The 23,509-nt window shown below is 73.8% G+C and carries 18 protein-coding genes; 11 read left to right on the top strand and 7 right to left on the bottom strand.

Features of this window, described 5'->3' with window-relative positions; translation table 11 throughout:
- From ACWDS7_RS16440 to ACWDS7_RS16405, 8 genes are all read left to right on the top strand, one after another.
- A partial coding sequence (locus ACWDS7_RS16440; RefSeq protein WP_451929976.1) for an ABC transporter substrate-binding protein occupies positions 1-517 on the top strand: 517 nt, incomplete at its 5' end.
- A gap of 336 nt (positions 518-853) precedes the next feature.
- Complete coding sequence (locus ACWDS7_RS16435) at positions 854-3,718, top strand: ABC transporter permease subunit (RefSeq protein WP_451929975.1); 2,865 nt, start codon at positions 854-856, stop codon at positions 3,716-3,718.
- A gap of 151 nt (positions 3,719-3,869) precedes the next feature.
- The gene (locus ACWDS7_RS16430) at positions 3,870-4,619 is read left to right on the top strand and encodes an ABC transporter ATP-binding protein (protein ID WP_451929974.1); all 750 of its coding nucleotides are present in this window, start codon (positions 3,870-3,872) and stop codon (positions 4,617-4,619) included.
- A gap of 1,089 nt (positions 4,620-5,708) precedes the next feature.
- Positions 5,709-5,993 (top strand): hypothetical protein, encoded by a 285-nt coding sequence (locus ACWDS7_RS16425; protein ID WP_451929973.1) that lies wholly within the window; start codon positions 5,709-5,711, stop codon positions 5,991-5,993.
- A gap of 656 nt (positions 5,994-6,649) precedes the next feature.
- Positions 6,650-8,371, top strand: coding sequence for a S1 family peptidase (locus ACWDS7_RS16420; RefSeq protein WP_306856758.1), 1,722 nt, complete (start codon positions 6,650-6,652; stop codon positions 8,369-8,371).
- 135 nt (positions 8,372-8,506) lie between these two features.
- On the top strand, positions 8,507-9,652 hold the full coding sequence (locus ACWDS7_RS16415) for an acyl-CoA dehydrogenase family protein (RefSeq protein ID WP_451929972.1): 1,146 nt from the start codon (positions 8,507-8,509) through the stop codon (positions 9,650-9,652).
- A complete protein-coding gene (locus ACWDS7_RS16410) occupies positions 9,649-10,623 on the top strand; it encodes an acyl-CoA dehydrogenase family protein (protein ID WP_451929971.1) in 975 nt (324 codons plus the stop codon). Before ACWDS7_RS16415 ends, ACWDS7_RS16410 begins: the two co-directional genes overlap by 4 nt.
- A 31-nt stretch (positions 10,624-10,654) precedes the next feature.
- Positions 10,655-11,476: a TIGR03619 family F420-dependent LLM class oxidoreductase gene (locus ACWDS7_RS16405; RefSeq protein ID WP_306856763.1), complete on the top strand. Its 822-nt coding sequence runs from the start codon at positions 10,655-10,657 to the stop codon at positions 11,474-11,476.
- A 127-nt stretch (positions 11,477-11,603) separates the two neighbouring features.
- Here ACWDS7_RS16405 and ACWDS7_RS16400 read toward each other — a convergent pair whose 3' ends face one another.
- Entirely contained in the window at positions 11,604-13,439 is a 1,836-nt protein-coding gene (locus tag ACWDS7_RS16400; protein WP_451929970.1) for a CHAP domain-containing protein, read from the bottom strand.
- 395 nt (positions 13,440-13,834) lie between these two features.
- On the opposite strand from ACWDS7_RS16400, the gene ACWDS7_RS16395 reads away from it, so the two are divergent.
- Entirely contained in the window at positions 13,835-14,470 is a 636-nt protein-coding gene (locus ACWDS7_RS16395; RefSeq protein WP_306856766.1) for a PaaI family thioesterase, read from the top strand.
- 85 nt (positions 14,471-14,555) lie between these two features.
- On the opposite strand, the gene ACWDS7_RS16390 is transcribed toward ACWDS7_RS16395, so the two are convergent.
- The 6 genes from ACWDS7_RS16390 to ACWDS7_RS16365 form a co-directional block, all read right to left on the bottom strand.
- Complete coding sequence (locus tag ACWDS7_RS16390; protein ID WP_306856767.1) at positions 14,556-15,305, bottom strand: glucose 1-dehydrogenase; 750 nt, start codon at positions 15,303-15,305, stop codon at positions 14,556-14,558.
- A gap of 1 nt (position 15,306) precedes the next feature.
- A complete protein-coding gene (locus ACWDS7_RS16385) occupies positions 15,307-17,430 on the bottom strand; it encodes an acetate--CoA ligase family protein (RefSeq protein WP_451929969.1) in 2,124 nt (707 codons plus the stop codon).
- Positions 17,427-19,001: a class I adenylate-forming enzyme family protein gene (locus ACWDS7_RS16380; RefSeq protein WP_451929968.1), complete on the bottom strand. Its 1,575-nt coding sequence runs from the start codon at positions 18,999-19,001 to the stop codon at positions 17,427-17,429. Before ACWDS7_RS16380 ends, ACWDS7_RS16385 begins: the two co-directional genes overlap by 4 nt.
- 181 nt (positions 19,002-19,182) lie before the next feature.
- Entirely contained in the window at positions 19,183-19,524 is a 342-nt protein-coding gene (locus tag ACWDS7_RS16375; protein ID WP_306856771.1) for a VOC family protein, read from the bottom strand.
- Positions 19,521-19,883 (bottom strand): Zn-ribbon domain-containing OB-fold protein, encoded by a 363-nt coding sequence (locus ACWDS7_RS16370; protein ID WP_306856773.1) that lies wholly within the window; start codon positions 19,881-19,883, stop codon positions 19,521-19,523. The genes ACWDS7_RS16375 and ACWDS7_RS16370 overlap by 4 nt, the downstream gene beginning before the upstream one ends.
- 31 nt (positions 19,884-19,914) lie before the next feature.
- Complete coding sequence (locus tag ACWDS7_RS16365) at positions 19,915-21,924, bottom strand: protein kinase domain-containing protein (protein WP_451929967.1); 2,010 nt, start codon at positions 21,922-21,924, stop codon at positions 19,915-19,917.
- Positions 21,925-22,097: 173 nt separating this feature from the next.
- Between ACWDS7_RS16365 and ACWDS7_RS16360 the strand changes: the two genes are divergently transcribed.
- Together ACWDS7_RS16360 and ACWDS7_RS16355 are read left to right on the top strand one after the other, a co-directional pair.
- On the top strand, positions 22,098-22,718 hold the full coding sequence (locus ACWDS7_RS16360; protein ID WP_306856777.1) for a cysteine hydrolase: 621 nt from the start codon (positions 22,098-22,100) through the stop codon (positions 22,716-22,718).
- Positions 22,718-23,509, top strand: coding sequence for an SDR family NAD(P)-dependent oxidoreductase (locus tag ACWDS7_RS16355; protein WP_451929977.1), 792 nt, complete (start codon positions 22,718-22,720; stop codon positions 23,507-23,509). Before ACWDS7_RS16360 ends, ACWDS7_RS16355 begins: the two co-directional genes overlap by 1 nt.

Here is a 23,509-nt window from a genome sequence, read left to right as displayed (position 1 = left end):
GCCGGACCTGGTGGTGTCGATCATCGCCGGCACCAAGTTCAACACCGGCCTGTACGCCGCGTTGAAGAAGGCCGGATACCGGGGCCTGCTGTCCGACGCGACCAGCTACGACGCCGCCATCCTCAAGGACCCGGCCACCGCCCAGGCGCTCGAAGGCGTGATCGCGGCCCCCATGTTCGAACCCTTCGAATCCCAGGCCCCGGAGATCGCCCAGCTCAAGGCGGACGTGGAGAAGGCGGCGCCGGGGACCGCGCTGACCCAGCACCTGGCCATCGGCTACTGGGCCGCCGACATCTTCCTCAAGGTGCTCGAACAGACCGGCAGAGACCTGACCAGGGAGAGGTTCCTGGCCACCGCCAACGGCTCGTTCACCTACGAGAACGCCGGGTTCGGCAGGATCCGCTACCCCAAGGACCACACCGAGCCCAACGGCTGCGGCGCCCTGGTCAAGCTTGAGGGCGGCGCCTTCAGGGTCGCCAGGAACATGAAGTGCTTCGACAACGTGCCGCTGAAATAGCGGCCAGGACTTGCCGCCCGCGAGTCTGGCGGGCCGCGCGGGCGGCGGGGCGGGGCGGGCCGGGGCGTCCGCAGGGACATCCCGGCCGCCCAGGCCGGTCCCGTCGCGGGAGACGTATGCGGGCGGTGTCGCCGGCCCCGCGGTAGGGGGCGAGGCGCCGCATCTGCGGTAGGAGGCGCGGTCGAGGTGCGGCCCCTGCGGTAGGAGGCGAGGTACCGGCCTCGCCGCGAGAAGGCGGTCGCCGGGCAAGGCAGTGACCAGGCAAGGCGGCGACCAGGCAAGAGAGCGATCAGGCAAGGCAGTGACCAGGCGCGAAACCCCGGGGTGAAGGCCCTTATGTCGGAGCTTTTCGGTTATATCGTCAGCGGCCTCGTCACCGGTGCCGTGTTCGCGGTCATGGCCTCCGGGCTGACCCTGTCCTACTCGGCCACGGGCGTGTTCAACTTCGCGCACGGCGCCGTCGGCTTCCTGGCCGCCCTGTTGTTCTTCGAGCTCAACGCCGGCTTGGGGCTGGCGGCCTGGCAGGCCGGGCTGGTCGCGGTGGGACTCTTCTCACCGCTGCTCGGATACGTGCTGCACCGGGCCATGTTCCGCGGCCTGGCGCAGGCGGGGGAGACCGCGCAGATCGTCGGGACCATCGGCCTGACCATCGCGCTGCCCGCCCTCGGGCTGTGGACCGTGGACCTGGTCGCCGAGCCGTTCGGGCTGCCGCGGGCCGACGCCACCTCCCTGCCGCGCGGCCTCGGCCCCTACCCCGCGGTCCCCTTCACCTTCGGCGGCGTCCACCTCGACTCCGACCAGCTCATCACCTTCGGCTTCGCGGCGCTGGCCGCCGCGGGGCTGTGGGCCTTCATGCGGCACACGCCGTACGGCCTGCGGATGCGTGCCTCGGTGGACCGCCGCAGGCTGGCCACCCTGCGCGGGATCGACGCCGACGCCTCCTCCGCCGTGGCCTGGATGCTCGGCTCGGCGCTCGCCGGGCTCGCCGGGGTGCTGGCCGTCTCCACCCTCGGCCTGGACTCCACGGCGTTCACCGTGATGCTGTCGGTCTCGGCGACGGCCGCGGTGTTCGGCCGGCTGCGGTCGATCCCGTGGACGTTCGCGGCCGGTCTGGGCCTCGGCGTGGTGCAGAACCTGGTCGCCGGATACGCCGACTTCGCCGAGGACGTCACCGGGCTGCGCACGGCGGTCCCGGTGATCCTGCTGTTCGCGGGGCTGATCCTGCTCAACCGGTCCAGGGACCGGGTCGCCGGATCGGCCGCCGAGGACGCGCCGCCGCCCGACTACCTGGCCGACCTGCCGCCGTGGCGGCGGCGCCTGCCGTGGGCGCTGGGCCTGGCGGCCCTGCTCGGGTGGACTCTCACACGCTCCGCCGACGACTTCCATGTGAGCGTGGTGGCCCAGGGACTGGTCCTCGCACTGATCTTCTGCTCGTTCGTGGTCGTCACCGGCATCGGCGGCATGGTCAACCTGGCGCAGGCGTCCTTCGCCTCGATGGCCGCCCTCACCTGTGGCTGGGCGTTCTCCTCCGGCCTGCCGTTCCCGGTGGCGATCCTGCTGGGCGTGCTGGGGGCGACCGCGGTGGGCGTCCTCGTCGCGCTGCCCGCGCTGCGGCTGGGCGGGCGGATCCTCACTCTGGCGACGCTCGCCCTGGCCCTCCTCGCCGATCAGGTGCTGTTCCAGATCGACGCGTTCAGCAACGGCACGATCGGCTGGCCGCTGCCGGCGATCGGCCTGGGGTTCGCCGACACCACCGATCCCCGGGTCCGGGTCGTGCTGCTGCTGGTCCTGATCGGCCTGGTCGGCCTGCTGGTGCGCAACCTGGAGCGCTCGGCCTCCGGCCGGGCCGTCCTGGCCGTCCGCTCGGCCCCCGCCGCCGCGACCACCTCGGGCATCTCGGCCCCCCGCGCCAAGATCATGCTGTTCGCGCTGGCGTCCGGGATCGCCGGGCTGGGCGGCGTGCTGTTCGCGATCTCCAAGGGCTCGATCACCGCCACCGACCTGCCCGCCTCCGCCGGCTTCGTCTGGCTGGCCGTGGTGGTCCTGCAAGGCGTCCGGCGGATCGGCGGCGCCGTACTCGGCGGGCTGATCGCCGCGGTCTTCCCCGAGCTGCTGGCCGGATGGGACGTCTCCGCCCACGTCGGCGCCATCCTCTTCGGCGTCGGCGGGATGGTCCTGGCCAAGCACCCCGACGGGGTGCTCGCCCAGCTGGCCGAGAGCCGCCACCGGCGGCGGGTGGCCAGGCGGCGGCTGGACGGCGCGGCCGCCGTCCAGCGCGAGGCGCCGGCGGTCACAGGGGAGGAGACGCCGGTGGGCGGGGCACGGCCCGCGGGGGAGGGAGCGTCCGAGAGCGGGGTGCGGGCGGCGGCTCCGCACCTGGGGGAGGCCCGAGCGGTGGGGCGCCACCCGGCGGAGGCCCTGGTGGCGGGCCCACGGCCGGAGGAGGCATTGGTGGCGGGTCCGACTCCGGAGGAGGGCCTGATCGCGGGGCCCCGTCCGGCGGAGGGTCGGGCCGGGCCGGAGGCGCTGTTCCGGCTGGAGAACGTGGTGGCGGGATACGGCGACGTCATGGTGCTGCGGGGCGTGGACCTCGCCGTCCGGCCGGGCGAGGTGGTGGCGCTGCTCGGGGCGAACGGCGCGGGCAAGTCCACGACCTGCGCGGTGGCCGCCGGCGACCTGCCGGTGACGGCCGGGCGGGTGATCCTGGACGGGGTGGACGTCACCTCCTGGCCCGCGCACCGCCGGGCGAGGGCGGGCGTGCTGCTCGCCCCGGAGGGGCGCGGGGTGTTCCCGGGACTGACCGTGGACGAGAACCTGCGCACCTGGCTCGCCGACCCCGCTCCCGTCTACGGGCGGCTGCCCCAGCTCGCCCGCCGCAGGGGCGTCGCGGCCGGGGCGCTGTCGGGCGGTGAGCAGCAGCTGCTCACCCTCGCCCCGGCGCTGGTCAGGCCGCCCCGAGTGCTGATCGCCGACGAGCCGTCGCTCGGCCTGGCGCCGCTCGTCGTGGAGCAGGTGTTCGAGGTCTTCGCCGAGCTCCGGGAGCGCGGCGTCGCGCTGCTCCTGGTGGAGGAGAAGGCCACCTCGGCCCTGGAACTCGCAGACACGGTCGTCTTCATGCGCCTGGGCAGGGCCACCTGGACCGGCCCCCGCGCCGAGGTGGACGGCGCCCGCCTCACCGCCGCCTACCTGGGGGTCGCGTGAGAGGGAGAAGCCGGCGCGGTGAGGTGAGCGGGCTGGCCACGGGTTACCCGGGGCCGGGTGAGCGGGCGTGGAGGGCCACCGGGGCCCGGTGGTCGCGGCCGGGCGTGACGGGCGAGCGGCCCGCGTTGCGGGTGAGGGCGGTGGGGGAGCGATGAGCACAGCGTTGACCGTCGAGGCCGTGTCGGTGTCCTTCGGAGGCGTCCGGGCGCTCACCGACGTCTCCTTCGAGGTGCCGCGGGGGCAGGTCTGCGGGGTGATCGGGCCCAACGGCGCGGGCAAGACCACGCTGTTCGACGTGATCTCCGGCCTCCGCCGGCCGACCTCGGGCTCGGTGTCGGTGGCGGGCCGCGACACCACGGGCGTTCCGGCGGTACGGCGGGCACGCGGAGGGCTGCGCCGTACCTTCCAACGCACCCAGGTGTTCGGCCGGTTGACCGTCGCCGACAACGTGCTGGCCGCGATGGAGTGGCGGGGCGGAGGCGGGGGTCTCCTGGCCGACCTGACCGGCCTGCGGACCCGCCGGAGCCTGGAGCGGGAACGCGGGCGGCGGGTGGACGAGGTGCTCGCCCTGTGCGGGCTGACCGAGCTGCGCGACGCCTACGCGGCGGCCCTCCCCGTCGGCCGGCGGCGTCTCGTCGAGCTGGCCCGCGCCCTCGCCGACAGCCCCTCGCTGCTCCTGCTCGACGAGCCCACCTCCGGCCTCGACGCCGACCAGACCGGCCGCCTCAAGGAGATCATCGGAGCGCTGGACACCACGGTCCTGCTGGTCGAACACGACATGGGGTTCGTCATGAACACCTGCGACCGCCTCGTCGTCCTCGATCTCGGCAAGGTCATCGCCTCGGGCACCCCCACCGAGATCGGTGACGACCCCGTGGTCCGCGCCGCCTATCTCGGCTGACCGGCCAGGGCCGCGCTCCGGGTCGGTGCCGGGTTCCGGTTGGTGCCGTGCGTTCTGCTGATTTCGAGGAGCGGTATCCCACCGGACGGCCTCATCGGCGCCTTATTTATCATCGGGCGCATATGCGTCCCGATTTCGCATTGAATCCCGACAACAAGTGCGAAGCGTGCGAAGAGTCGGCGAAGGTTTTGTTTCCATGGCATTTATTTGCTTTCCCTCAACTATGTCAACGGGCACTCTCCGGTGCTTTGAAGGTACATTCTGACTAATCGCCATCGTGGCGGTGCGACCGATCGGTATTTCCTGCCACTAGGAACTTCAGGGGAAATTAAGTGCTTCATCGCCGAAATAGATTGTCATCAATTCCTATTTCCGGAAAGCGTATGGGGGCCCTGGCCGTGGCGGCCGTCGCCGGTGTCCTCGTAGTCTCGTCGAATCAGGCTCCGGCCGATGCCGCCGCCGAGCGCGCGGAAGCGATCGCCCCTCCGTTCGGGATCGGCGGCGCCGACGGGGTGCCCCTAAAGCCCGCCGCGCCTCGCGTCGTGCCTCGTGTCGTGAAGCAGCCCGTGGGCCCGGGCCATCAGTGCGGATGCCGGAGAAGGCACTGCACCTCGTGCTGCAAGGAGCGGTGTTCCTCCTGCCGCTCCGACAGCAAGTGCAACCTGAACATCCAGAACAACAACAACAATCCCGGCCGCCGCCACGACTCCTCGAAGTCGTGCTCCTCCAGCGTCAAGCGGGCCGACGATTCCGCTGGTCCCAAGCGTTCTGCCGGTCCCACTGTCCTTATGGGTCCTGCCGGTCCTGCGGGTCCTGCCGGTCCTGCGGGTCCTGCGGGTCCTGCCGGTCCTGCGGGTCCTGCGGGTCCGGAGGGTCCTGCGGGTCCTGCGGGTCCTATGGGTCCTGCTGGTCCCGCGGGTCCTGCTGGGCCTATGGGGCCTGCAGGCGCGGTCGGTCCGGCGGGTCCTGAGGGCCCCGCAGGTCCTGAGGGCCCGGCCGGTCCTCAGGGTCCGGCCGGACCGATGGGACCGGTCGGCGCTGCGGGACCGGTCGGCCCTGAGGGCCCCGCGGGTCCCGCTGGCCCTGTGGGTGCCGCCGGTCCTGAGGGTCCTGCCGGTCCTGAGGGTCCTGCTGGTCCTGAGGGTCCTGCTGGTCCGGAGGGTCCTGCCGGTCCTGAAGGCCCTGCCGGTCCTGAGGGCCTCGCTGGTCCCACCGGTCCTGAGGGTCCCGCTGGCCCTGCTGGCCCTGCTGGCCCTGCTGGCCCTGCTGGTCCTGCCGGTCCGGAGGGTCCTGCCGGTCCGGAGGGCCCTGCTGGTCCTGCCGGTCCTGAGGGTCCCGCCGGTCCTGAGGGTCCTGCCGGTCCGACCGGGCTGACCAGTTCGGTCAGTTCCAGCGGGCCCGAATGCGCCGTCGGCTCCGTCGGGATCCTGGACCTCGGCGGACGTGAATGTTCCATCGGTTCCGTCGGCCTGGTCAGTCTCGGCGGACGTGGATGTTCCGTCGGTTCCGTCGGTTCCGTCGGCCTGGTCGGTCTCACCGGGCGTGAATGTTCCGTCGGCGTCGTCGGGCTCGCCGGCTCCGCCGAGAAGTTCGGCGCGTTCGGCCTCGGTGGCTGCGCGCGCCACGTGTCCCTGCTGAGCAGGTGGAGCGCGCTGACCGACCGGTACAGCCTGTGCTGCCACTGCTAGGGCCCCTGTCGGCCCGCCGGCCGGGCCGGCCCCGCCGGGCCTGAGAGCCGTGCCGGGATCCGGAGGGATCCCGGCCGGACTTTCCCCGTCCGGGCCGAGCCGGTGCGTTTAGGGGGGCGGATAATGTCGCGAAGGCCGTGCCCGGTATAACCGGACACGGCCTTCGCCGTCGTGGCCGTGCATTCGTGCGCGCCCCGGCCGCACGCCGGAAGCCCGGCCCGTTTGATCTTCGTGGTGCGTCACCGGGCGTCCCCCGCCGATTTCCCAGTCGCTTCCAAGTGCCCCCCAAGTCGTCTCGGCCATGCTCTCGCCCGGGAAGCAAGTTTTGGGGAGAGAACGCAAATGTGGGCACGATTCACCGCCTTGACCGGCCTGGTGCTGGCCGGTGTGCTGGCCCTGCCTGGCGCCGCCATGGCAAAGCCGAAAGATCTGGACGTTCCGGTGGGGACATGGCTGGCGGCCCGGACGCATCCGGCCGTGCAGCTGACCTCGGTCTCCTACACGGCCGAGGTGGCCGTGCCGACCCCGGTGGCGAACCTGGAGGCGATCAGAGGTCTGACCCAGCAAGGGGTCGCCGCCGTCCAGTCAGGCAAGATCTCATCCGACGAGAACAGCATCTACCGGTGGGTCGTCCAGCAGATGGCCAAGGAGCCGGGCCGCTACTTCTCGCCCGGCGCGCCGGAGCGGGTCGTGGAGGCGACGGCCGGCGGCCTGTGCACGGGATGGTGGGTCACGCCGGACGGCTACATGGTGACCGCGGCCCACTGCGTCGGCCAGGAGGAGAGCGAACTGGCGGAGACCTTCGCGACCCAGGCGCTCACGAAGATCAACGAGAAGGACGCCGCCGACCTGGTGGCCGACCTCGGTGACATCGCCTCCGACGAGGAGATCGTCCGGACGGCCGCCAAGATCTTCCAGATCTGGAACGCGGAGAACATCAAGATCCGCAATGTGCAGAGCTCCCTGTCACTGCTGCAGAGTCTGCCGGGCGGCGGGGTGGACAAGACCGCCAAGGCGGTGCCGATCGAGCTGGTCGCCAAGGGCACGGTCTACCCGGGCAAGGACGTGGCGATCCTCAAGGCCAACGGGCAGAACAACCTGCCGACCGTCCCCCTGGGCCAGGACTCGGACGTGCGGGTGGGCGACACCCTCTACATCAGCGGGTTCCCCGGCACGGTGACCCAGACCTCGATCTTCAACATCGAGTCCAAGCTCGACCCCGCCTTCACCGAGGGTCCCTACAACGCCAGCCGCCAGACCCCCGAGGGCGTGCCGTACATCCAGACCCAGGCCCCCTCCTACCCGGGCAACTCCGGCGGCCCGGTGTTCAGCAAGGACGGCAACGTCATCGGAATCCTGGTCGGAGGACTGATCCAGCAGGACGGCGGCTCCACCGAGGGGGAGAGCTTCGTGCTGCCGGTCAGCATCGTCAGGGAGAAGCTGAACGAGAAGAACATCAAGTCGGCCGAGTCGGTGACGACGAAGTCCTACAACGAGGCGCTCGACCTCTTCTTCGCCAACCGCTACTCCGACGCGCTGCCCAAGTTCCGTGAGGTCCAGGCGCTGCATCCGAACCACCCGTACGTCGCCAAGTACATCACCGACTCCCAGCAGGCCATCACCGCGGGCAAGGACGAGAGCTCCTCGTCGATCCTGCCGTGGGTGCTGTGGGGCGGCGGCGGCCTGGCCGTCCTCTTCGTGCTCGGCACGCTGGGCGCGGTGGTCAGGGGCAAGCGCCGCTCGAAGACCCCGCCGTCCTCCTTCCCGCCCGCGCCGTACGGGGCGCAGCCCGGCTACCTGCCGCCGGGGCAGGGCCAGTACGGCCAGCCCGCCCATCCCGGCCAGCCGTACGGCGTGCCGCCGCAGCAGCAGCCCTACCAGCAACGGCCGCCCTATCCGCTCCCGCCCGCTCCCGAGGACACCCGGGCGGTCCGCCCGCAGTCGCCGTACGGGACGCCGCAGCACAGGCCCGGCCCCGGGGCGAACACCCGGATCGCCGGACTGGAGGCGGAGCTGGAGGAGCTGCGCCGCAACATGGGGCAGCGCCCGCCCGACCAGCGCTGAGCTCCGCCGGCGGCCGCGGGGACCCGCCCGGTCCCGCCCGGTCCCCACCGAGGTCCGCCGGTGAATCCACCGGCGGACCTCGGCGTGTGCCGCCCCTCCTTGTACGGCTTCCCAAGCGTGCGCTAGGTTGGTTGAGTGGATCTGGACTTCACGCGGGCGGAGCAGGCATTCCGGGCCGAGGTGCGAGACTGGCTGGCCGGGCACGTTCCCAGAGCCCCGCTGCCCTCCATGGACACCCAGGAGGGATTCGAGGCACATCGCGAGTGGGAGCGCCGGCTCGCCGAGGAGCGGCTGTCGGTGGTGTCCTGGCCCGTCGAGTACGGCGGGCGGGGCGCCGGCCTCATCGAATGGCTGATCTTCGAAGAGGAGTACTGGGCGGCGGGCGCCCCCGGCCGGGTCAGCCAGAACGGAATCTTCCTCCTGGCCCCCACCCTCTTCTCCCACGGCACGGCCGGGCAGCGGGAACGGTTCCTGCCCGGCATGGCGCGGGCCGACGAGATCTGGGCCCAGGCGTGGTCGGAGCCGGAGGCCGGCAGCGACCTCGCCGCCCTCACCTCCCGCGCCGAGCGGGCCGAGGGCGGCTGGCTGCTCCACGGGCAGAAGACCTGGAGCTCCCGCGCCTCCTACGCCGACTGGGGTTTCGGGCTGTTCCGCACCGACCCCGCCTCGGTCCGGCACCGGGGGCTGACCTACTTCATGTTCCCCCTGGCCGGCGTCACCGTCCGGCCGATAGCCCAGCTCGACGGGGAGCACGGGTTCGCCGAACTCTTCTTCGACGGCCTGTACGTCCCCGACGACCAGGTCCTCGGCGCCCCCGGCGAGGGCTGGCGGATCGCGATGGCCACCACCTCCTCCGAGCGCGGCCTCACCCTGCGCAGCCCCGGCCGGTTCCTCGCTACGGCCGACCGGCTGGTCCGGCTGGCCCGCTCGACCGGCGCCGACCCGGTCCTCGCCGACCAGGTGGCGCGGGCCTGGCTGGACGCCGAGGCCTACCGGCTGCACACCTTCGGCACCGCCCGCAGGCTGGCGGCGGGGGAGGAGATCGGCTCCGCCTCCAGCATGGGCAAGGTGTTCTGGTCCGAGCTCGACGTGCGCATGCACACCCTCGCCCTCCGGCTGCTCGGCGAACGCGGCCTGCTGGACGGCGGGGCCCCCGACGCGGAGGAGGGCGGCCGATGGCTGGACGGCTTCCTGTTCTCCCTCGCCGGTCCGATCTACGCGGGCACCAACGAGATCCAGCGGAACATCATCGCCGAACGCGTTCTGGGGCTGCCACGATGAACTCCGCCTTCACCGACGACCAGCTCGCCCTCGCGGCGGCGGTCCGGCAGGTGCTCAGGGTCCACTGCCCGGCCGCGGCCGTACGGGACGGACGGACCGCCGCCTGGCCCCAGCTCGCCGGGATCGGGCTGTTCGGGCTGCTGGTCCCGGCGGAGCACGGCGGGCTCGGCCTGGGGCTGGTCGACGCGGTCCTCCCCTTCGAGGAGGCCGGCCGGGCCGCGCTGCCCGGCCCGGTGGCCGAGACCGCCGTGGCCGCCCCCCTGCTGCTGGCGGGGGACCCGGTGCTGGACAAGCTCGCCGCCGGCTCGCTGCGGGTCAGCGTGCGGATCGGGGACCAGGACTACTCGCCCGACGCCGACCTGGCCGACCTGCTGATCGTGGAGCGCGAGGGCGTGCCGTACGCCGTCCGGCCCGACACGGCACGGCTGACGCCCCAGCCCGGGGTGGACCGGGCCAGGCGGCTGTTCGGCGTGGAGTTCCGCGACGGGACCCGGCTCCGGGCCGGGGCCGCCCCGGCGGCGCGCGCGATGACGGTCACGGTGGCCGCCCAGCTCATCGGGGCGGCCAGGCACCTGCTGGACACCACCGTCGGCTACGCGCGCACGCGCAGGCAGTTCGGCAGCCCGATCGGGTCGTTCCAGGCGGTCAAGCACCAGCTCGCCGAGGTCGCCATCGCGGTCGACTTCGCCGCGCCCCTGGTCTACGCCGCCGCCTTCGCCGTGGACCGGGACCTGCCCACCGTGGACCGGGACGTCAGCGCGGCCAAGGCCGCCGCGGGCGAGGCCGCCGAGCTGGCCGCCAGGACCGCCCTCCAGGTGCACGGCGCGATCGGCTACACCGGCGAACTCGACCTGGGCCTCTGGCTCGCCCGGGTGTGGTCGCTCTCGGCCGCCTACGGCGGGACCGCCCTGCACCGCTCACGGCTGAGAGAGGCGATCCTCGGCGTCCCCGTGTTGCGGAGATGGCCGTGATCCGGCCGGGGCGGGGCGCGGGAGGGCGGCGATGAGGTTCGGCGTCCCCCTCGGACTGCTCCACCCGGACGCCTGGCGGGACGTCGCGGTCGCGGCGGACGAGCTCGGCTTCGAGTCGGTCTGGCTGCCCGAGCACCTGGTCTTCGCCACCGACCTGTCACTGGCGCGCTACCCGGGCACCGACAGGCCGGGCATCTCGCCACGCACCCCGCTGTTCGACGCCCCCGCCTACCTCTGCTGGCTGGCCGGGCTGACCTCCCGGGTGCGGCTGGGCACCGCGGTGCACCTCTACGCCCTGCGGCACCCCTTCGTCTCCGCGCGGGCCTTCGCCACCCTGGACCGGGTGTCCGGAGGACGGGCGATCTGCGGGGTGGGCGCCGGGTGGTACGAGGGGGAGTGGCTGGCGGCCGGGATGGACTTCGGCACCCGGGGGGCCCGGCTGGACGAGGCGATCGAGGTGACCCGGCGGCTCTGGTCCGAGCCGGCCGTCGAGCACGGAGGGCGTTTCTACAGCTTCCCCGAGGTCGCCTTCGAACCCAAGCCCGTCCAGGACCGGCTGCCCATCCTGGCCGGAGGGGAGTCGGGCGCGGCCCTGCGGCGGGCCGCCCGGCTCTGCGACGGCTGGATCAGCATGCCGCACTCCCTGGAGACGATCGGCCCCCAGCTCGACAGGCTCACCGCGCTCCGCGACGGCCGTCCCTTCTCGGTCACCGCGCACGCCTACGCGCTCACCGGTCCCGCCGAGATCCCCCGGTGGGAGAGGCTCGGCGTGGACCGCATGATCGTCCGCCCCTGGCGCCGCGGCCGCGACGCCGTCGCCGGTCTCACGGCCTTCGCCGCCGACTGCCTCTAGAGCCGGCCGCCTCCGTCAGACCGGCACCTCGCCCGGCCACCCCCGCGGGGGCCCGCCCGAGGTCCCGGGCGGCCCTCCCGTCCGCGGCGAGCGGCGGACACCCGTCACGGACGGGCGTCCGCCTCCGTCAGACCGGCACCCTCGCCCGGCGGCGGCCCTGGTAGCCGCTGTGGACCAGGACGTCGCTGGACTCGGCGGTGAGCGGGCCGGTCGGGATGGTCGTGCTGACCACGGGCTCGGCCCGGCGGTGGCGCCGGCCGCGCAGGGGGCCGTCCTGGACGAAGGTCGAGGACTCGACGACCGGGCGCTCGCGGAGGCGGCGCCTGCCCTGGTAGGGGACCCGGGGGCCGTCGTGGCGCCGGTCGGCCTGGCCGGTCTCCTGGGTGCGGGCCGGACCCGCCGCGCCGGTCCGGCCGGCCTGGGCGAGGCGGGGCCGGGTGCCCTCCTCGGGGCGGAAGAAGCCGCCCTGGCCGCTCTCCCCGGTCCGGGCGAGGCTGGCCCGGATGGCCTCCTCGGCACGGGCGAGGCTGGCCTGCTCGGCGCGCGTGAGACCGAACAGGCCGGTCTCTCCGAGGAGGCCCGCCAGGCCCGTCTCCTCGGCGCGGTCGAGCGGGCCCGTGCCCGTGGCGTGGTCGGAGGGGCCCGTCCACCCGGCGAGGGCGGCCGGAGCGGTCTCCTCGACGCGGACGGCCGGGGCGGTCTCCACGGCGTGGCCGAGTGAGGGGGTCTCGCCGGCGTGGCCGAGTGAGGAGGTCTCCCCGACGCGGGTGGGCGAGGCGGTCTCGCCGACGTGGGCGAGCGGGGTCGTGACCGAGGGGAACTCGGCCGTCGCGGCCGGCGCGAGCGTGGTCTCGGCGACGGTCTCCAGGACGGTCCGGCGCTCCTCGGCGAGGACGGGGGCGACCTTGGTGATCCGGCGGCGGCCGGGGGCGCGGCGGCGGCCCGGGGTCCGTCGGGACGGGCGGGCGGGCGCGGTGCCGCTCCCGGCGAAGGACAGCCGTGCCTTCGACTGCTTGACCTTGGCGTGGGCGATGATCGCGACCGCGGCGAGCAGGACCGGGGCGAGCACCGTGGGGCTGCCGAGCTGGGGGACCTGCGGGGAGAGACCGCTGCTGAGGGCGGTGGGGGTGGTCGCGAGCGCGTTGGTGTCCGCGGTGGTGGCCTTGGCGTGCTTGCCGCTCGTGGTGGTGCGGCCGGCGGAGACCTGGGGCTGGACGGGCGTCTCGCCGGTCTCCGGGGTGGGCCGCGGGGCGACTTCGGCGGCCTTCTTCTCACCGGCCTTCTCGCCGGCGGAGGAGGTGGCGGCGGATCTGACGTGCTTGGGACCGGCCTTGGCGTGCTTGGGACCGGCCTTGGCCGGGGCGGGGTCCGCCGACGCGCCGGCCTCCCGGACGAGGTCGGGCGGGGGGACCATGGCCAGCAGGTTGGGGACGGGGTCGAGCACCACCGAGTTGTCCGCCCGCGTGTCGGCGGTGACGATCGTCTGCTTCTGGGACGCCTCCCGGTCCAGCCGGGCCTTGATCTTCTCCGGATACCCGTAGCCGACGACCTTGCCGGTGTCGCGCTCCTTGCGCTTGGCGACGCCTCCGTCGATGTTCCCCTCGATCGTGTGGATCGTTCTGCCCGTCACCTTGGTGACGATCCCCACGTGGTCGATGTTGTCGATCTTCTTCGAGCCGCTCCAGTCGAAGAAGACGATGGCCCCGGGCTTGGGGGTGGTGCCCCAGGCGTCCTGCTCCTTGAACCACTCGGCGTGGTAGACGGTGTAGGCGAACTGGCCGACCCAGTCCTCGTAGCCGAGCTTCTTGGCCGCCCAGGAGAGATACATGTCACACCAGGGTGCCGCGGTGTAGTCGGCGTCGGACTCGACGTTCTCGCCGTACCAGTGACCGAACTTGGTGTAACCGCCGCCCTTCTCGGAGTATCCGAGCTCGCTCTCCAGCAGTTCGATGAACTTCTGCATCTCAGGGGTCATAGACAGTTTCGAGGGGACCCCCGGCAGCCGTGAAGGCATGGTCGCGCCGCCCTCGCAACCCGGCTACCGGGAGACGGGTTGAGCGATGGCACGTTCACGGGAGCGATCCAAAGGGACGATCGGGACCCGTGTGGCGGCACCATTGGTCAGTTGTCTTCCGTGCCCAGGGAGGTTACCCGTCCGGAGCGGAAGGTCAAGACAGGTTAAAGCACGCACCAAGGGATCTTCCCCCGGGGTGGGTGGCAAACACCGACGTCAGAGGCCGCTTTTACCATTTTTCCCGCTTAAACCGGTCAAACAAAAAGTTTTGTGGACCGTCCGGGCGTTCGGCCGCCCCGGGGTTGTCGAACGTGATTCGGTAGAACGTGTTCTAAAGTAGGCCCATGACGACCGATCTCGCCTCCACCGAGGACGCCGACGCCGCCCTCGCGGCACTGGCCGCACTGACCCAGCGGGCCCGCGACCTGGTCGACGCCGTCGTGCTGACGGACGTGCCGGACAGCGAGCTCACCGCGGTCGCCGCCGAACTGGCCGCCCTCACCGAGCGCCTGAGCGCCCGGCGGCGGACCTCCCCCCAGCCCTTCGAGATCGGTCCCGACGGCGTGCCCCGGCACGCGGGCAACGCCGTCACCGGATCGGCCAACCCGCACGCCCTCCCGCTGGTCGCCCGGACCGCTCCGGACGGGACGGTCCGCGCGGAGCTGAGCTTCCGCCCCACGCACGAGGGGCCGCCCGCCGCGGTCCACGGCGGGATCAGTGCCATGATCCTCGACCACATGCTGGGCCACGCGGTCGCGATGGCCGGCGTCGCCGGCATGACCGCCACCCTGACCGTGCGCTACCTGCGCCGGGTCCCTTACGGCGAGCCGCTGGTGGCGACCGCCGAGTACACCCGCTCCGAGGGCCGCAAGTCCTGGTCGGAGGGGCGGATCGCGCTCCCCGACGGCACGCCGCTGGTCGAGGCCACCGGCCTGTTCATCACCCCCCGTGAGTGGGCGCAGAACCGGTTGCCGGGATGATCCCGGCCTGCCGGCCTCGGGAGCCGCGACGCCGCGCACCCGGACGGGCCGCGGGGCCGCTCCGGCGGGGCCTCGGCGGCAGGGCTCAGTAGCCCGCGCCGGTGAGCATGCCGCCGTCGACCGTGAACTCGCTGCCGGTGCAGTAGCTCGCCCGGTCGGAGGCGAGGAAGGCCACCACGTGCGAGACCTCGACCGGCTTGGCGAAACGCTTGATGACCATGGACTTCAGGAACGCCTCGCCGTCCACCTCGGCCATGATCTCCGGGTCCTGCACCATGGAGGTGTTGATGGCGCCGGGATGGACGGAGTTCACCCGGATCTTGAAGCGGGCCAGCTCCCGGGCCGCCGCCTTGGTCACGCCGCGCACGCCGAACTTGGAGGCCGCGTAGGCCGACATGCCCTCGGCGCCGATGAAGCCCTCGACCGAGGAGATGTTCACGATCGAGCCCCGGCCGGCGGCCTTCATGGGCTCGATCACCGACTTGACGCCGAGCCAGGTGCCCTTGAGGTTCACGTCGAGGACCCGGTCGTACTCCTCCGGCGTCATGTCGGCGATCCGGCGGAACTTGAGGATCCCGGCGTTGTTGACCAGGACGTCGAGCCTGCCGTACGTCTCGACGGTGACCTCCACCGCCCGCCGCCAGTCCTCCGGCCCCGTCACGTCCTGATGGACGAACAGCGCCCCCGTGGCCTCCGCGAGCGCCTTGCCCTCGTCGTCGAGCACGTCGCCGAAGACGACCCGCGCGCCCTCCTCCAGGAACAGCCGCACGTGGGACTCTCCCATGCCCCTGGCCCCGCCGGTGATCAGTGCGACCTTGCCGTCCAGCAGACCCATCTCAGGCTCCTCGCGTGAAACGTTTGGCGGCGGCGACGGCCACGGCGGCCGCCTCCATCGAACGGTAGACAGGGATCCCGGCGCCGGCCGCGATCGCGCGGACCCCGTCCTCGACCCCGGGCGGCGCGCACTCGCCGTTCCTGGTGACCAGCGTGATCCTGACCGCCGGCAGGTCCTGCTGGGCCTGGGCGAGGTTGCGGGCGCAGGCGTACAGCGGCTCGGCCGAGCTCCCGTAGGTGAAGAAGCTCTGCACGTTCACGTGGGCGACGACGTCCGGGTAAGGTCGCCGCGCCACGATCGCAGCGATGGCCTCCCGGACCAGCTCGGGGCGGCCACGCGGCCCCACCGGGATCTCCAGCGGGTTGGCCAGGGAGCTGCCGACCCCGATCCCGAGCGCCCTCAGCCCGGTCCTCGCCTCCTCCGGCAGCGCGTCGAGCGAGAGCCCGGCCGCGTCGAACACGTCGGCGGCCAGGACGCTCGCCCCGCCGCTCGGCCCGATCACCAGCACCGCGGAGTCCCCGTCCCCGTCCCCGCCGTCCGCCGGGACGGTGCCCAGCCGGCCGGTGTGGGACTGGAAGAAGGACAGGGCGCCGATCAGGTCGTCCTGGCTGGTGACCAGGGTGGCGCCGGTCTGCCCGGCCAGGGCCTGCCAGACGCGGCCGTCGCCGACCATGCCGCCGGTGTGGGAGGCGGCGGCCCGCCGGCCCTGGGCGCTCCGGCCGCCGACCAGCAGGACGACGGGCAGGCGTCCGCGCACGGACATCAGGGCCTCGAACAGGGCGCGGCCGTCACGCGGATCCTCCAGATACATGCCGACGGCCGAGGTGTGCTCGTCGGTGGCCAGCCAGCGCAGCAGCTCGGCCGGGGTCACGTCGGCGGAGTTGCCGACCGTGGCCACCCGGCTGAACGCCAGCCCGCGCCGTTCGCCGACCCTGACGACCTCCCCGGCCAGCCCACCGCTCTGCGAGATCAGCGCCACATGCCCGGGCGGACCCGGCTCGCCGCCGATGAAGGTCTGGCCGCCGCGCGGGCTGTAGACACCCATGCAGTTGGGGCCGAGCAGCCGCGTCCCGGCCTCCCGCGCGGCCCGGACCAGCTCGGCCTCCAGCTCGGGCGCGCCCGCCTCCCCGAACCCGCCGCTCATCACCTGGACGAACGGGATGCCGCCCGCCTGCCGTACGACCTCGGCGCACCTCGCGGCGGGTACGGCGACCAGCGCGTAGTCGGCGTCGGCGTCGGCCAGCGCCGGTACGGCCGGCACGCCGTCGATCTCGTCCGCCTCCGGGTGCACCGCCACCAGCGGCACCCCGGTGGCCCGGTAGAACTCCAGGAACATGTTCCCGAAGTTCGGCCGGCTGGTGGACGCCCCCACGACGGCCACGGCGCGGGGCTCGAACAGCGCCGTGAAGTCGGTCCCGGCCGCCGGGGCGGACGGCGGCTCCGCGCAGGGCTCATCCGGGATGTGCCGGGCGTCGACCGCGACGACGCCCTGCCCGGTGGCGATCACCGGGTTGAGCTCGAACTCGCCGAGCTCCAGCCGCTCCCACAGCCCGCCGGCCCCGCCGAGCGTGAGCAGCAGCTTCACCAGGGCGTCCAGGTCCACGGCCGGGCGGCCGCGGTAGCCGTGCAGCAGCCGCGCACCGCGCAGGGAGGCGAGCATCCGCCGGACGTCGGTCTCGGAGACCGGGCACAGGCACACCGCCGTGTCACGCAGGGCCTCGGTCCAGACGCCGCCCAGCCCGGCGAGCAGGACGGGCCCGAACCCCGGGTCGCGGACGGCGCCGACGATCAGCTCGACCCCCGGCGCGGCCTGCTCCTCGACCAGGAAGCCGTCCGGGGTGATGCCCTGGGCGAGGAGCCCCTCCAGCATCCCGGCCGCGGCCTCGGCGGCCTCGGCGGGCCCGCCGAGCGCCAGCCGTACCGCGCCCGAGTCCGATTTGTGGACCAGCCCGGTCCCGAACGCCTTGAGCACCAGCGGCGGGGTCAGCCCCTCGGCCGCCGCGGCGACCTGCCCGGCGGAGGCGGCCGTGGCGCCGCGCGGCACCGGCACGCCGGCCTCCCGCAGCAGCGCCTTGACCTCGTGCTCGGGGAGCGCGGCCGCCGTCAGGGGGTCGGGCCCGCTCACGCCCCCTCCAGGAGGTGCAGGTACCTCTCCCGGATCTCCCGGCGCAGCAGCTTGCCGGGTCCGCCGGAGGCGTCCTGGAAGTGGGGGAGCCCGTCGGCGACCACGATGCGGTCGGGCCGCTGGTGCTCGGGCAGCGACTCGGCGAGGGCGACCGCGAGCTTCGACGGGTCGAGGGAGTGCCCGGACCGGGCGACCACCGCGAGCAGGATCCGCTGCTCGGCCGCGGCCTGGCCGTCGACGTGCGCGGGCACGCCGACCGCGCCGGCCTCGGCCACGCCGTCCAGCGCCACCGCGGCCTCCTCCACCACCGAGGGCTGCGACCAGGCGCCGCCCTTCAGGATCGCGTCCTCGCGGCGGCCGAGCACGGTCAGGTTGCCGTCCTCGGCCAGGACGCCCAGGTCGCCGCCCACGTACCACTCGCCGCGCAGCACCTCGGCCGTCTTGTCGGGGAGCCGGTCGTAGCCGGCCATCCGGTGCGGCCCGGCGAGGTTGATCTCGCCCACCTCGCCGACCACCCGGTCGCCGGACGGCCCGGTGATCCGTACGGCGTTGCCGGTCCTCGCCCTGCCGGAGGAGCCGAGCGGCGTGCTGCCGTCGTCCACCCGGCCGAAACAGGTGTAGGGGGCCTCGGTCTGGCCGTAGTAGCAGTAGACGCCCGCGCCGGGCAGCCGCTGCCGCATCCTGGCCAGCAGCGCCGCCGGGAGCGCCTCGCCGCCCAGCATGATGACCCGCAGGGACGACAGGTCCACCCCGTCGTGGTCGTCGGCGCCGAGCAGCGCCGCGTAGAACGACGGGATCTGCGAGACGTGGGTGACCCTCTCGCGGGGGACCACCTTCAGGAAGTTCGCCGGTCCCCAGTCCTGCTCCAGCACCAGCCGCATCCCCGCGTACAGCGCCGGCCCGACCAGCGCGGGGAAGCCGATGCCCCAGATGATCGCTCCGGTGCCGAGCACCGAATCCTCGGCGCGCGGCACGTCCAGCCAGATCCGCGCGGTCGCCAGCGACGAGGCGTGCGTGTGGATCACGGCCTTGGGCAGGCCGGTGGTCCCCGAGGTGTAGTAGAGCGCGAGCGGGTCGTCCCCGGAGCCCTCCGGAGTGAACGCCTCCTGCGGGGCGTCGGCGGTCAGCGCGTCCAGGTCGACGGCCTCCTCGCCCGGACCGCCGACCTTGATCCAGGTGGTGACGGCGGGGAGCCGGGGGCGGATCTCGGCCACCGCCCGCTCGACCGTGGAGTCGTAGACGAAGGCGGTGGCGCCGGAGTGCGCGACGACCGCCTGCAGGGTGTCCACCGGCCAGTACGGGTTGAGCGCCGCGGTGACCGCGCCCAGCTTCGCCGCCGCCAGATAGACCTCGGCCACGTGCAGTGTCTCGTTGAGCAGCGCCGCCACCCGCCGCCGCGGCCCGATCCCGGCCGCCGACAGGGCGTGGGCGCGCCTGTCGACGGTCCGGTCGAGCTCGGCGTAGGTGAAGCTCCGTTCGCCGCAGTAGGTCAGCGCGACCCGGCCCGGGGTGCGCAGGGCGTTGGCGGTGAGGATGGCGTAGGCGTAGTTGCCGTAGGGGGATCGCGCCATTGTGGCCTCCGGTCGAGAGGGCGAGGAGAGGACGCAGCGGGACGGGCGGAGCTCGGCGGGGTGGGAGCGGACACCGGGTGAGGGCCCCGGGCCGGCGTGGGCTCAGGGGACGGCTCGGAGGGAGGAGGGGTCTCGGGGGGGAGGAGGGGTGGGGAGGGTGCTTGGTGGGGGCTGAAAGGTGCTAACGGGATGAGTAGAGGACGAAGACGTTCCCTGACGGGTCGCGGAGGACGGCTCTGATCTCGTGCGGCCCGGTCTCGGGCCCGCGCACCACCTCCGCGCCCGCCCCGGTCAGGTCCTGTACGGCCCGCGCGAGGTCGTCGACCTTGTAGGACGGCGCGGTGACCTCTCCGGTCACCCGCTCCTCGGCGGCGACCAGCGCGACCGTGGCGCCCCCTCCGTCCAGGGCCGCGAACCGGTCGCCGTCGCGGAAGCGCACCGCCAGGCCGAGCGTGCCGGAGTAGAAGGCGATCGCCTTGTCCAGGTCGTCGACGGGGATCAGGACGTTGCCGAGCTTGCTCATGTCGGTCTCCAATGGGGTAGGTCGTCGACGAAAGTCACGCATACCGGCATGCCGATCCACACCCGCTCCGGTGCGCAGTCCACCACCCGGCCGAACGCCCTCACCCCCTCGGGCAGGTCGATCCAGGCCAGCACGTACGGCTCCCGCCCCCGGAACTCCGGGACGGGCGAGCGGTGCACCACGGTGAAGGTGTGCACGCGTCCCTCGCCCGAGACGGGCTCGTAGGGAAGGTCGGCGCCGCCGCAGTGGGGGCACTCGGGAGCGGGCAGGTGCACCCGCCGGGCGCAGGCCGTACAGCGTTGAATGACCAACTCGCCGCGACGGCAGGCATCCCAGTAGGTGAGCGTGTCACTGGTCATCGATCGCCAAGCTAGCGCACGCTTGGTTCACTCACAAGGTGCCGTCCTCCGCGGATCCGTCCGGGACCGGCCCGCCGTCGGGGGGCCACTCCGTCCCGGAGGGGTCGGGGTCCGGTCCGCAGGGCGGGAGGTCGAGCCGCGCGTCCCGGGAGCGCGTGCCGCTCCCGGGGACGGTGGTGACCGTCACCACCCGGTGGACGTAGACGCCGCAGCCGGGCGGCGCGGCGAACTCCACGGCGACCTCGCGTGTGTAGTCGGTCCGGCCGGACAGCTCCAGCACCTGGACGCCGCCGGTGGACCCGCCCTCGCCGCCGACGACCTTCTGGGTGGACTCCAGCCTCACGGTCACCGTCGAGGTGCCGCCGGTCCGCACGCGGAGGCGGACCGTGGCGCCGTCGAAGGAGACGATGTCCACGCTCTCGACCGGAGGCGGCGGGCACGGGCCGCCGCTGACCCGCGCGGTGCGGCTGCGCGGGCCGCCGGCGGCCTGGGGTGAGGTGGAGACCGTGACCCGCCGGTAGAGGGTCTGCCCGCAGGCCGGGGCGGTGAAGGCGTGCGGGACGCTCCGGGAGTAGGAGCCGGCCCCGGTGAGGGTGAGGCTGTACGGGGGCGCCTCGGCGAGCCGGGCGGGGTCCGGCCCCTCGGCGAACCCGACGCTCAGCACGACCTCCGCCGCGGTGGAGGCCCGCAGGGCGATCGTGGCGCCGCCGGCGTCGATCCCGGTGATCGCCAGGCCGCTGACCGCGTGCGCGGGTGGCGGCGCCCCCGTGGCGGTCGGGGCGGGCGTCCCGGAGGGGGTCCGTGAGGGGGCCGGGGTCGGGCGGTCGGGGCGGCTGGGGTGGGCGCTCCGCGACGAGGGCGTGGCCCGGCCGGTGGAGGCGCTCCGTGACGGCCCGGGGGTGGCGACCGGCTCCGGCGGAGGCGATCCCGGGTTCTTCCCGGAGGGCGCCTTCCCGGTGGACGCCGGTGGATCCTCGGCGCCGGGCGGGCGCTGCTCCGGAGTGAAGATCGTGCCGGCGGAGAGCCGGTCGGGGGTCCGGCCGGCGGCGACCAGGCCGACGGTGACCGCGACGGCGATCACCGCGGCCCCGGCCACGACCCGCGGGCCCAGCCGGGGGCGGCGTATCGTGCCCATGCGGCCGGCCACGCGCCGCGCGACCGGGACGCCGGGCCGGGACGAGGAGCCGGCCAGCGGGAAGGTCAGCGCCAGCAGCGTGGCCAGCTCGGCCAGGTGCCGCCGCCCGCGCTGCTCCCACCCCGGCCCGTAGGCCGCCAGCGCGGCCGCCTCCAGCTCCGCGACGAACGCGGGGGCGGTCGGCGGCCGGTCCGCCGGGTCCTTGGCCAGCCCCCGGGCGACCAGCTCCCGCACCGAGCCCGGCACCGCCTCCAGCGGGATCGGCGCCGTCCGGTGCCGGCGCATGAGCACGGCGGGGCGGTCCGTCCCGTACGGCGCGCGCCCGGTGAGGCACTCGAAGAACACGCATGTGGCCGCGTAGACGTCGCTCGCCGGGCCGGCCGGGGCCCCGGCCCACCGCTCGGGCGCGAGGTAGGCCGGGGTGCCCGCGGGCATGCCTGGCTCCCCGGCCGGGGCGGCGATGCCGAGGTCCGTCAGCTTGCCGGTGCCGTCCGCCTGGACCAGCACGTTCTCCGGCTTGCAGTCGTGGTGCGCGATCCCGGCGGCGTGGGCGGCGGCCAGGCCCGCCAGCGAGCCCTTGAGCACCGCCAGCGCCGCCTCGGGGCTGGTGGTGCCGTGCGCGCACAGGACCTTCCGGAGCGCGACCCCGTCCACCAGCTCCATCACGAGCGCGGCGTCGAGCACGTCCTCGTAGTACTCGTGGAGGCGGACCACGTGCGGATCGCGCAGCTCCACCATGACGCGCGCGTCCTCGCGCAGGCGCGCCATGGCCCGGGGGTCGTCCCGCAGCGCCGCGTCCAGATATTTGATGGCCACGTAGGCGCCGGTGGGGGCGTAGGTGGCCAGCACCACCCGGCCGCTGCCTCCGGCGCCGAGCTCTCGCACCTCGTGGTATCCCGGAACCATTCAGTCCCCCTCCGAGCGCCGTCGCTTGTTCGACGGTCTCACCCCGGTGGCCGGTTGTCATGGCCGGCGAACTTTGCCGGACGGTGACGGGGCGGTGGGCCCGGGTGACGGGCCGGGCCGCGTGTTAGGCTCTGGCCGATAACCAAGCAAGCGCTCGGGCGTTTGGAGGCCGTATGCCGGTCGATCTGGGGTCACTGGCCGCACCGGGGCACAGTGCGGTGCTGGTGATGGAGATGCAGCGCGGGGTCGTCGGCGATCTGGCGAGATTTCCGGATCTGGTGGAGGTGTGCGCGCGGCGGAACGTGGTGGCCAACGCCTCCTCGGTCCTGAGCGCGGCCCGGGCCGCCGGGATCCCGGTGGTCCACTGCACCGCCGCCTTCCGCGCCGACCGGGCGGGGTCGCACACCGCCAACTGCCCGTTCATCACCGCCCTGCTCAAGGACCCCGCACACATGCTGGAGGGCACCGGCGCGATCGAGGTCCTGCCCGCGCTGCTCGACCCGGGCGACCTGGAGTCGCGCCGCTACCACGGCTTCTCGCCCTTCACCGGGACCTCGCTGGACACGACCCTGCGCTCGCTCGGCGTCTCGGCCGTCGTCGCGGTCGGGCTCTCCCTCAACCTCGGCATCCCCGGGCTCGCCCTGGAGGCCGTCAACCTCGGCTACCGGGTGGCGGTGGTGACCGACGCCGTGGCCGGGGTCCCCGACGACTACGCGCAGGCCGTACTGGACAACACCGTCGGTCTGCTGGCCGCGCGGGTGACCGCCGCCGATCTCGTGGAGGTCTGGAGATGATGGAGGGCCTGCGGCTGGACGGCCGCACCGCGGTGGTGACCGGCGGGGCCGGCGCGATCGGCGCGGCCATCTGCCGCGACCTCGCCTCGCTCGGCGCCCGGCTCGTCGTGGCCGACGTGGACGGGGCGGGCGCCGCCGGGATCGCCGACGAGCTGAACAGCCAGTCGCTGGGGCTGGGCACGAGGGCCGGGGCGCCGAGCGGGCCCAGGGCCCCAGCCACGGCGCTGCCGGTGGATCTGACCGACCCGGGGTCCATCGCGGAGTTCTGCGGCGGCGCCGGGGCGCCCGACATCCTGGTGCACGGCGCCGGGGTGTCGGTCGTCGAGCCGTTCGCCGACAGCGACCCGGCGGACTGGGACCTGATGTGGCGGGTCAACCTGCGCGGCCCGATGCTCCTCACCCGGCTGCTGCTGCCCGGGATGACCGGGCGCGGCTGGGGACGCCTGATCTTCATCTCCTCCGACGGCGCGCGGGCCGGATCCGGCGGGGAGGGCGCCTACGCCGCGACCAAGGCCGGGCTGTTCGGCCTGGCCAAGACCCTCGCCCGGGAGACCGCCCGGGCGAACGTGACCTCGAACGTGGTCTGCCCCGGGCCCACCGACACCCCCATGCTCCGCCGCGTGGACGCCGACCGGCCTGGGCTGGTGGACAAGCTGACCCGGAGCGTCCCGCTGCGCCGCCTCGGCACCCCCGAGGACGTGGCGGGCCTGGTCGCCTACCTCTGCACCGACAGGGCCGCCTACATCACCGGCCAGATCATGTCGGTCAGCGGCGGCATCACGATGCATTGA

This window comes from Streptosporangium sp. NPDC003464, assembly GCF_053588315.1.
Note: the sequence above shows the minus strand (reverse complement) of the source record. Positions and strands in the feature narration are given on the sequence as shown.

What these genes read in the sequence shown, in the direction of transcription:
- ACWDS7_RS16435 (WP_451929975.1), top strand. Translation starts at nt 854, where the DNA reads ATGTCGGAGCTTTTCGGTTATATCGTCAGCGGCCTCGTCACCGGTGCC.
- ACWDS7_RS16430 (WP_451929974.1), top strand. Translation starts at nt 3,870, where the DNA reads ATGAGCACAGCGTTGACCGTCGAGGCCGTGTCGGTGTCCTTCGGAGGC.
- ACWDS7_RS16420 (WP_306856758.1), top strand. Translation starts at nt 6,650, where the DNA reads ATGTGGGCACGATTCACCGCCTTGACCGGCCTGGTGCTGGCCGGTGTG.
- ACWDS7_RS16410 (WP_451929971.1), top strand. Translation starts at nt 9,649, where the DNA reads ATGAACTCCGCCTTCACCGACGACCAGCTCGCCCTCGCGGCGGCGGTC.
- ACWDS7_RS16405 (WP_306856763.1), top strand. Translation starts at nt 10,655, where the DNA reads ATGAGGTTCGGCGTCCCCCTCGGACTGCTCCACCCGGACGCCTGGCGG.
- ACWDS7_RS16400 (WP_451929970.1), bottom strand. Translation starts at nt 13,439, where the DNA reads ATGCAGAAGTTCATCGAACTGCTGGAGAGCGAGCTCGGATACTCCGAG.
- ACWDS7_RS16395 (WP_306856766.1), top strand. Translation starts at nt 13,835, where the DNA reads ATGACGACCGATCTCGCCTCCACCGAGGACGCCGACGCCGCCCTCGCG.
- ACWDS7_RS16390 (WP_306856767.1), bottom strand. Translation starts at nt 15,305, where the DNA reads ATGGGTCTGCTGGACGGCAAGGTCGCACTGATCACCGGCGGGGCCAGG.
- ACWDS7_RS16380 (WP_451929968.1), bottom strand. Translation starts at nt 19,001, where the DNA reads ATGGCGCGATCCCCCTACGGCAACTACGCCTACGCCATCCTCACCGCC.
- ACWDS7_RS16375 (WP_306856771.1), bottom strand. Translation starts at nt 19,524, where the DNA reads ATGAGCAAGCTCGGCAACGTCCTGATCCCCGTCGACGACCTGGACAAG.
- ACWDS7_RS16370 (WP_306856773.1), bottom strand. Translation starts at nt 19,883, where the DNA reads ATGACCAGTGACACGCTCACCTACTGGGATGCCTGCCGTCGCGGCGAG.
- ACWDS7_RS16365 (WP_451929967.1), bottom strand. Translation starts at nt 21,924, where the DNA reads ATGGTTCCGGGATACCACGAGGTGCGAGAGCTCGGCGCCGGAGGCAGC.
- ACWDS7_RS16360 (WP_306856777.1), top strand. Translation starts at nt 22,098, where the DNA reads ATGCCGGTCGATCTGGGGTCACTGGCCGCACCGGGGCACAGTGCGGTG.
- ACWDS7_RS16355 (WP_451929977.1), top strand. Translation starts at nt 22,718, where the DNA reads ATGGAGGGCCTGCGGCTGGACGGCCGCACCGCGGTGGTGACCGGCGGG.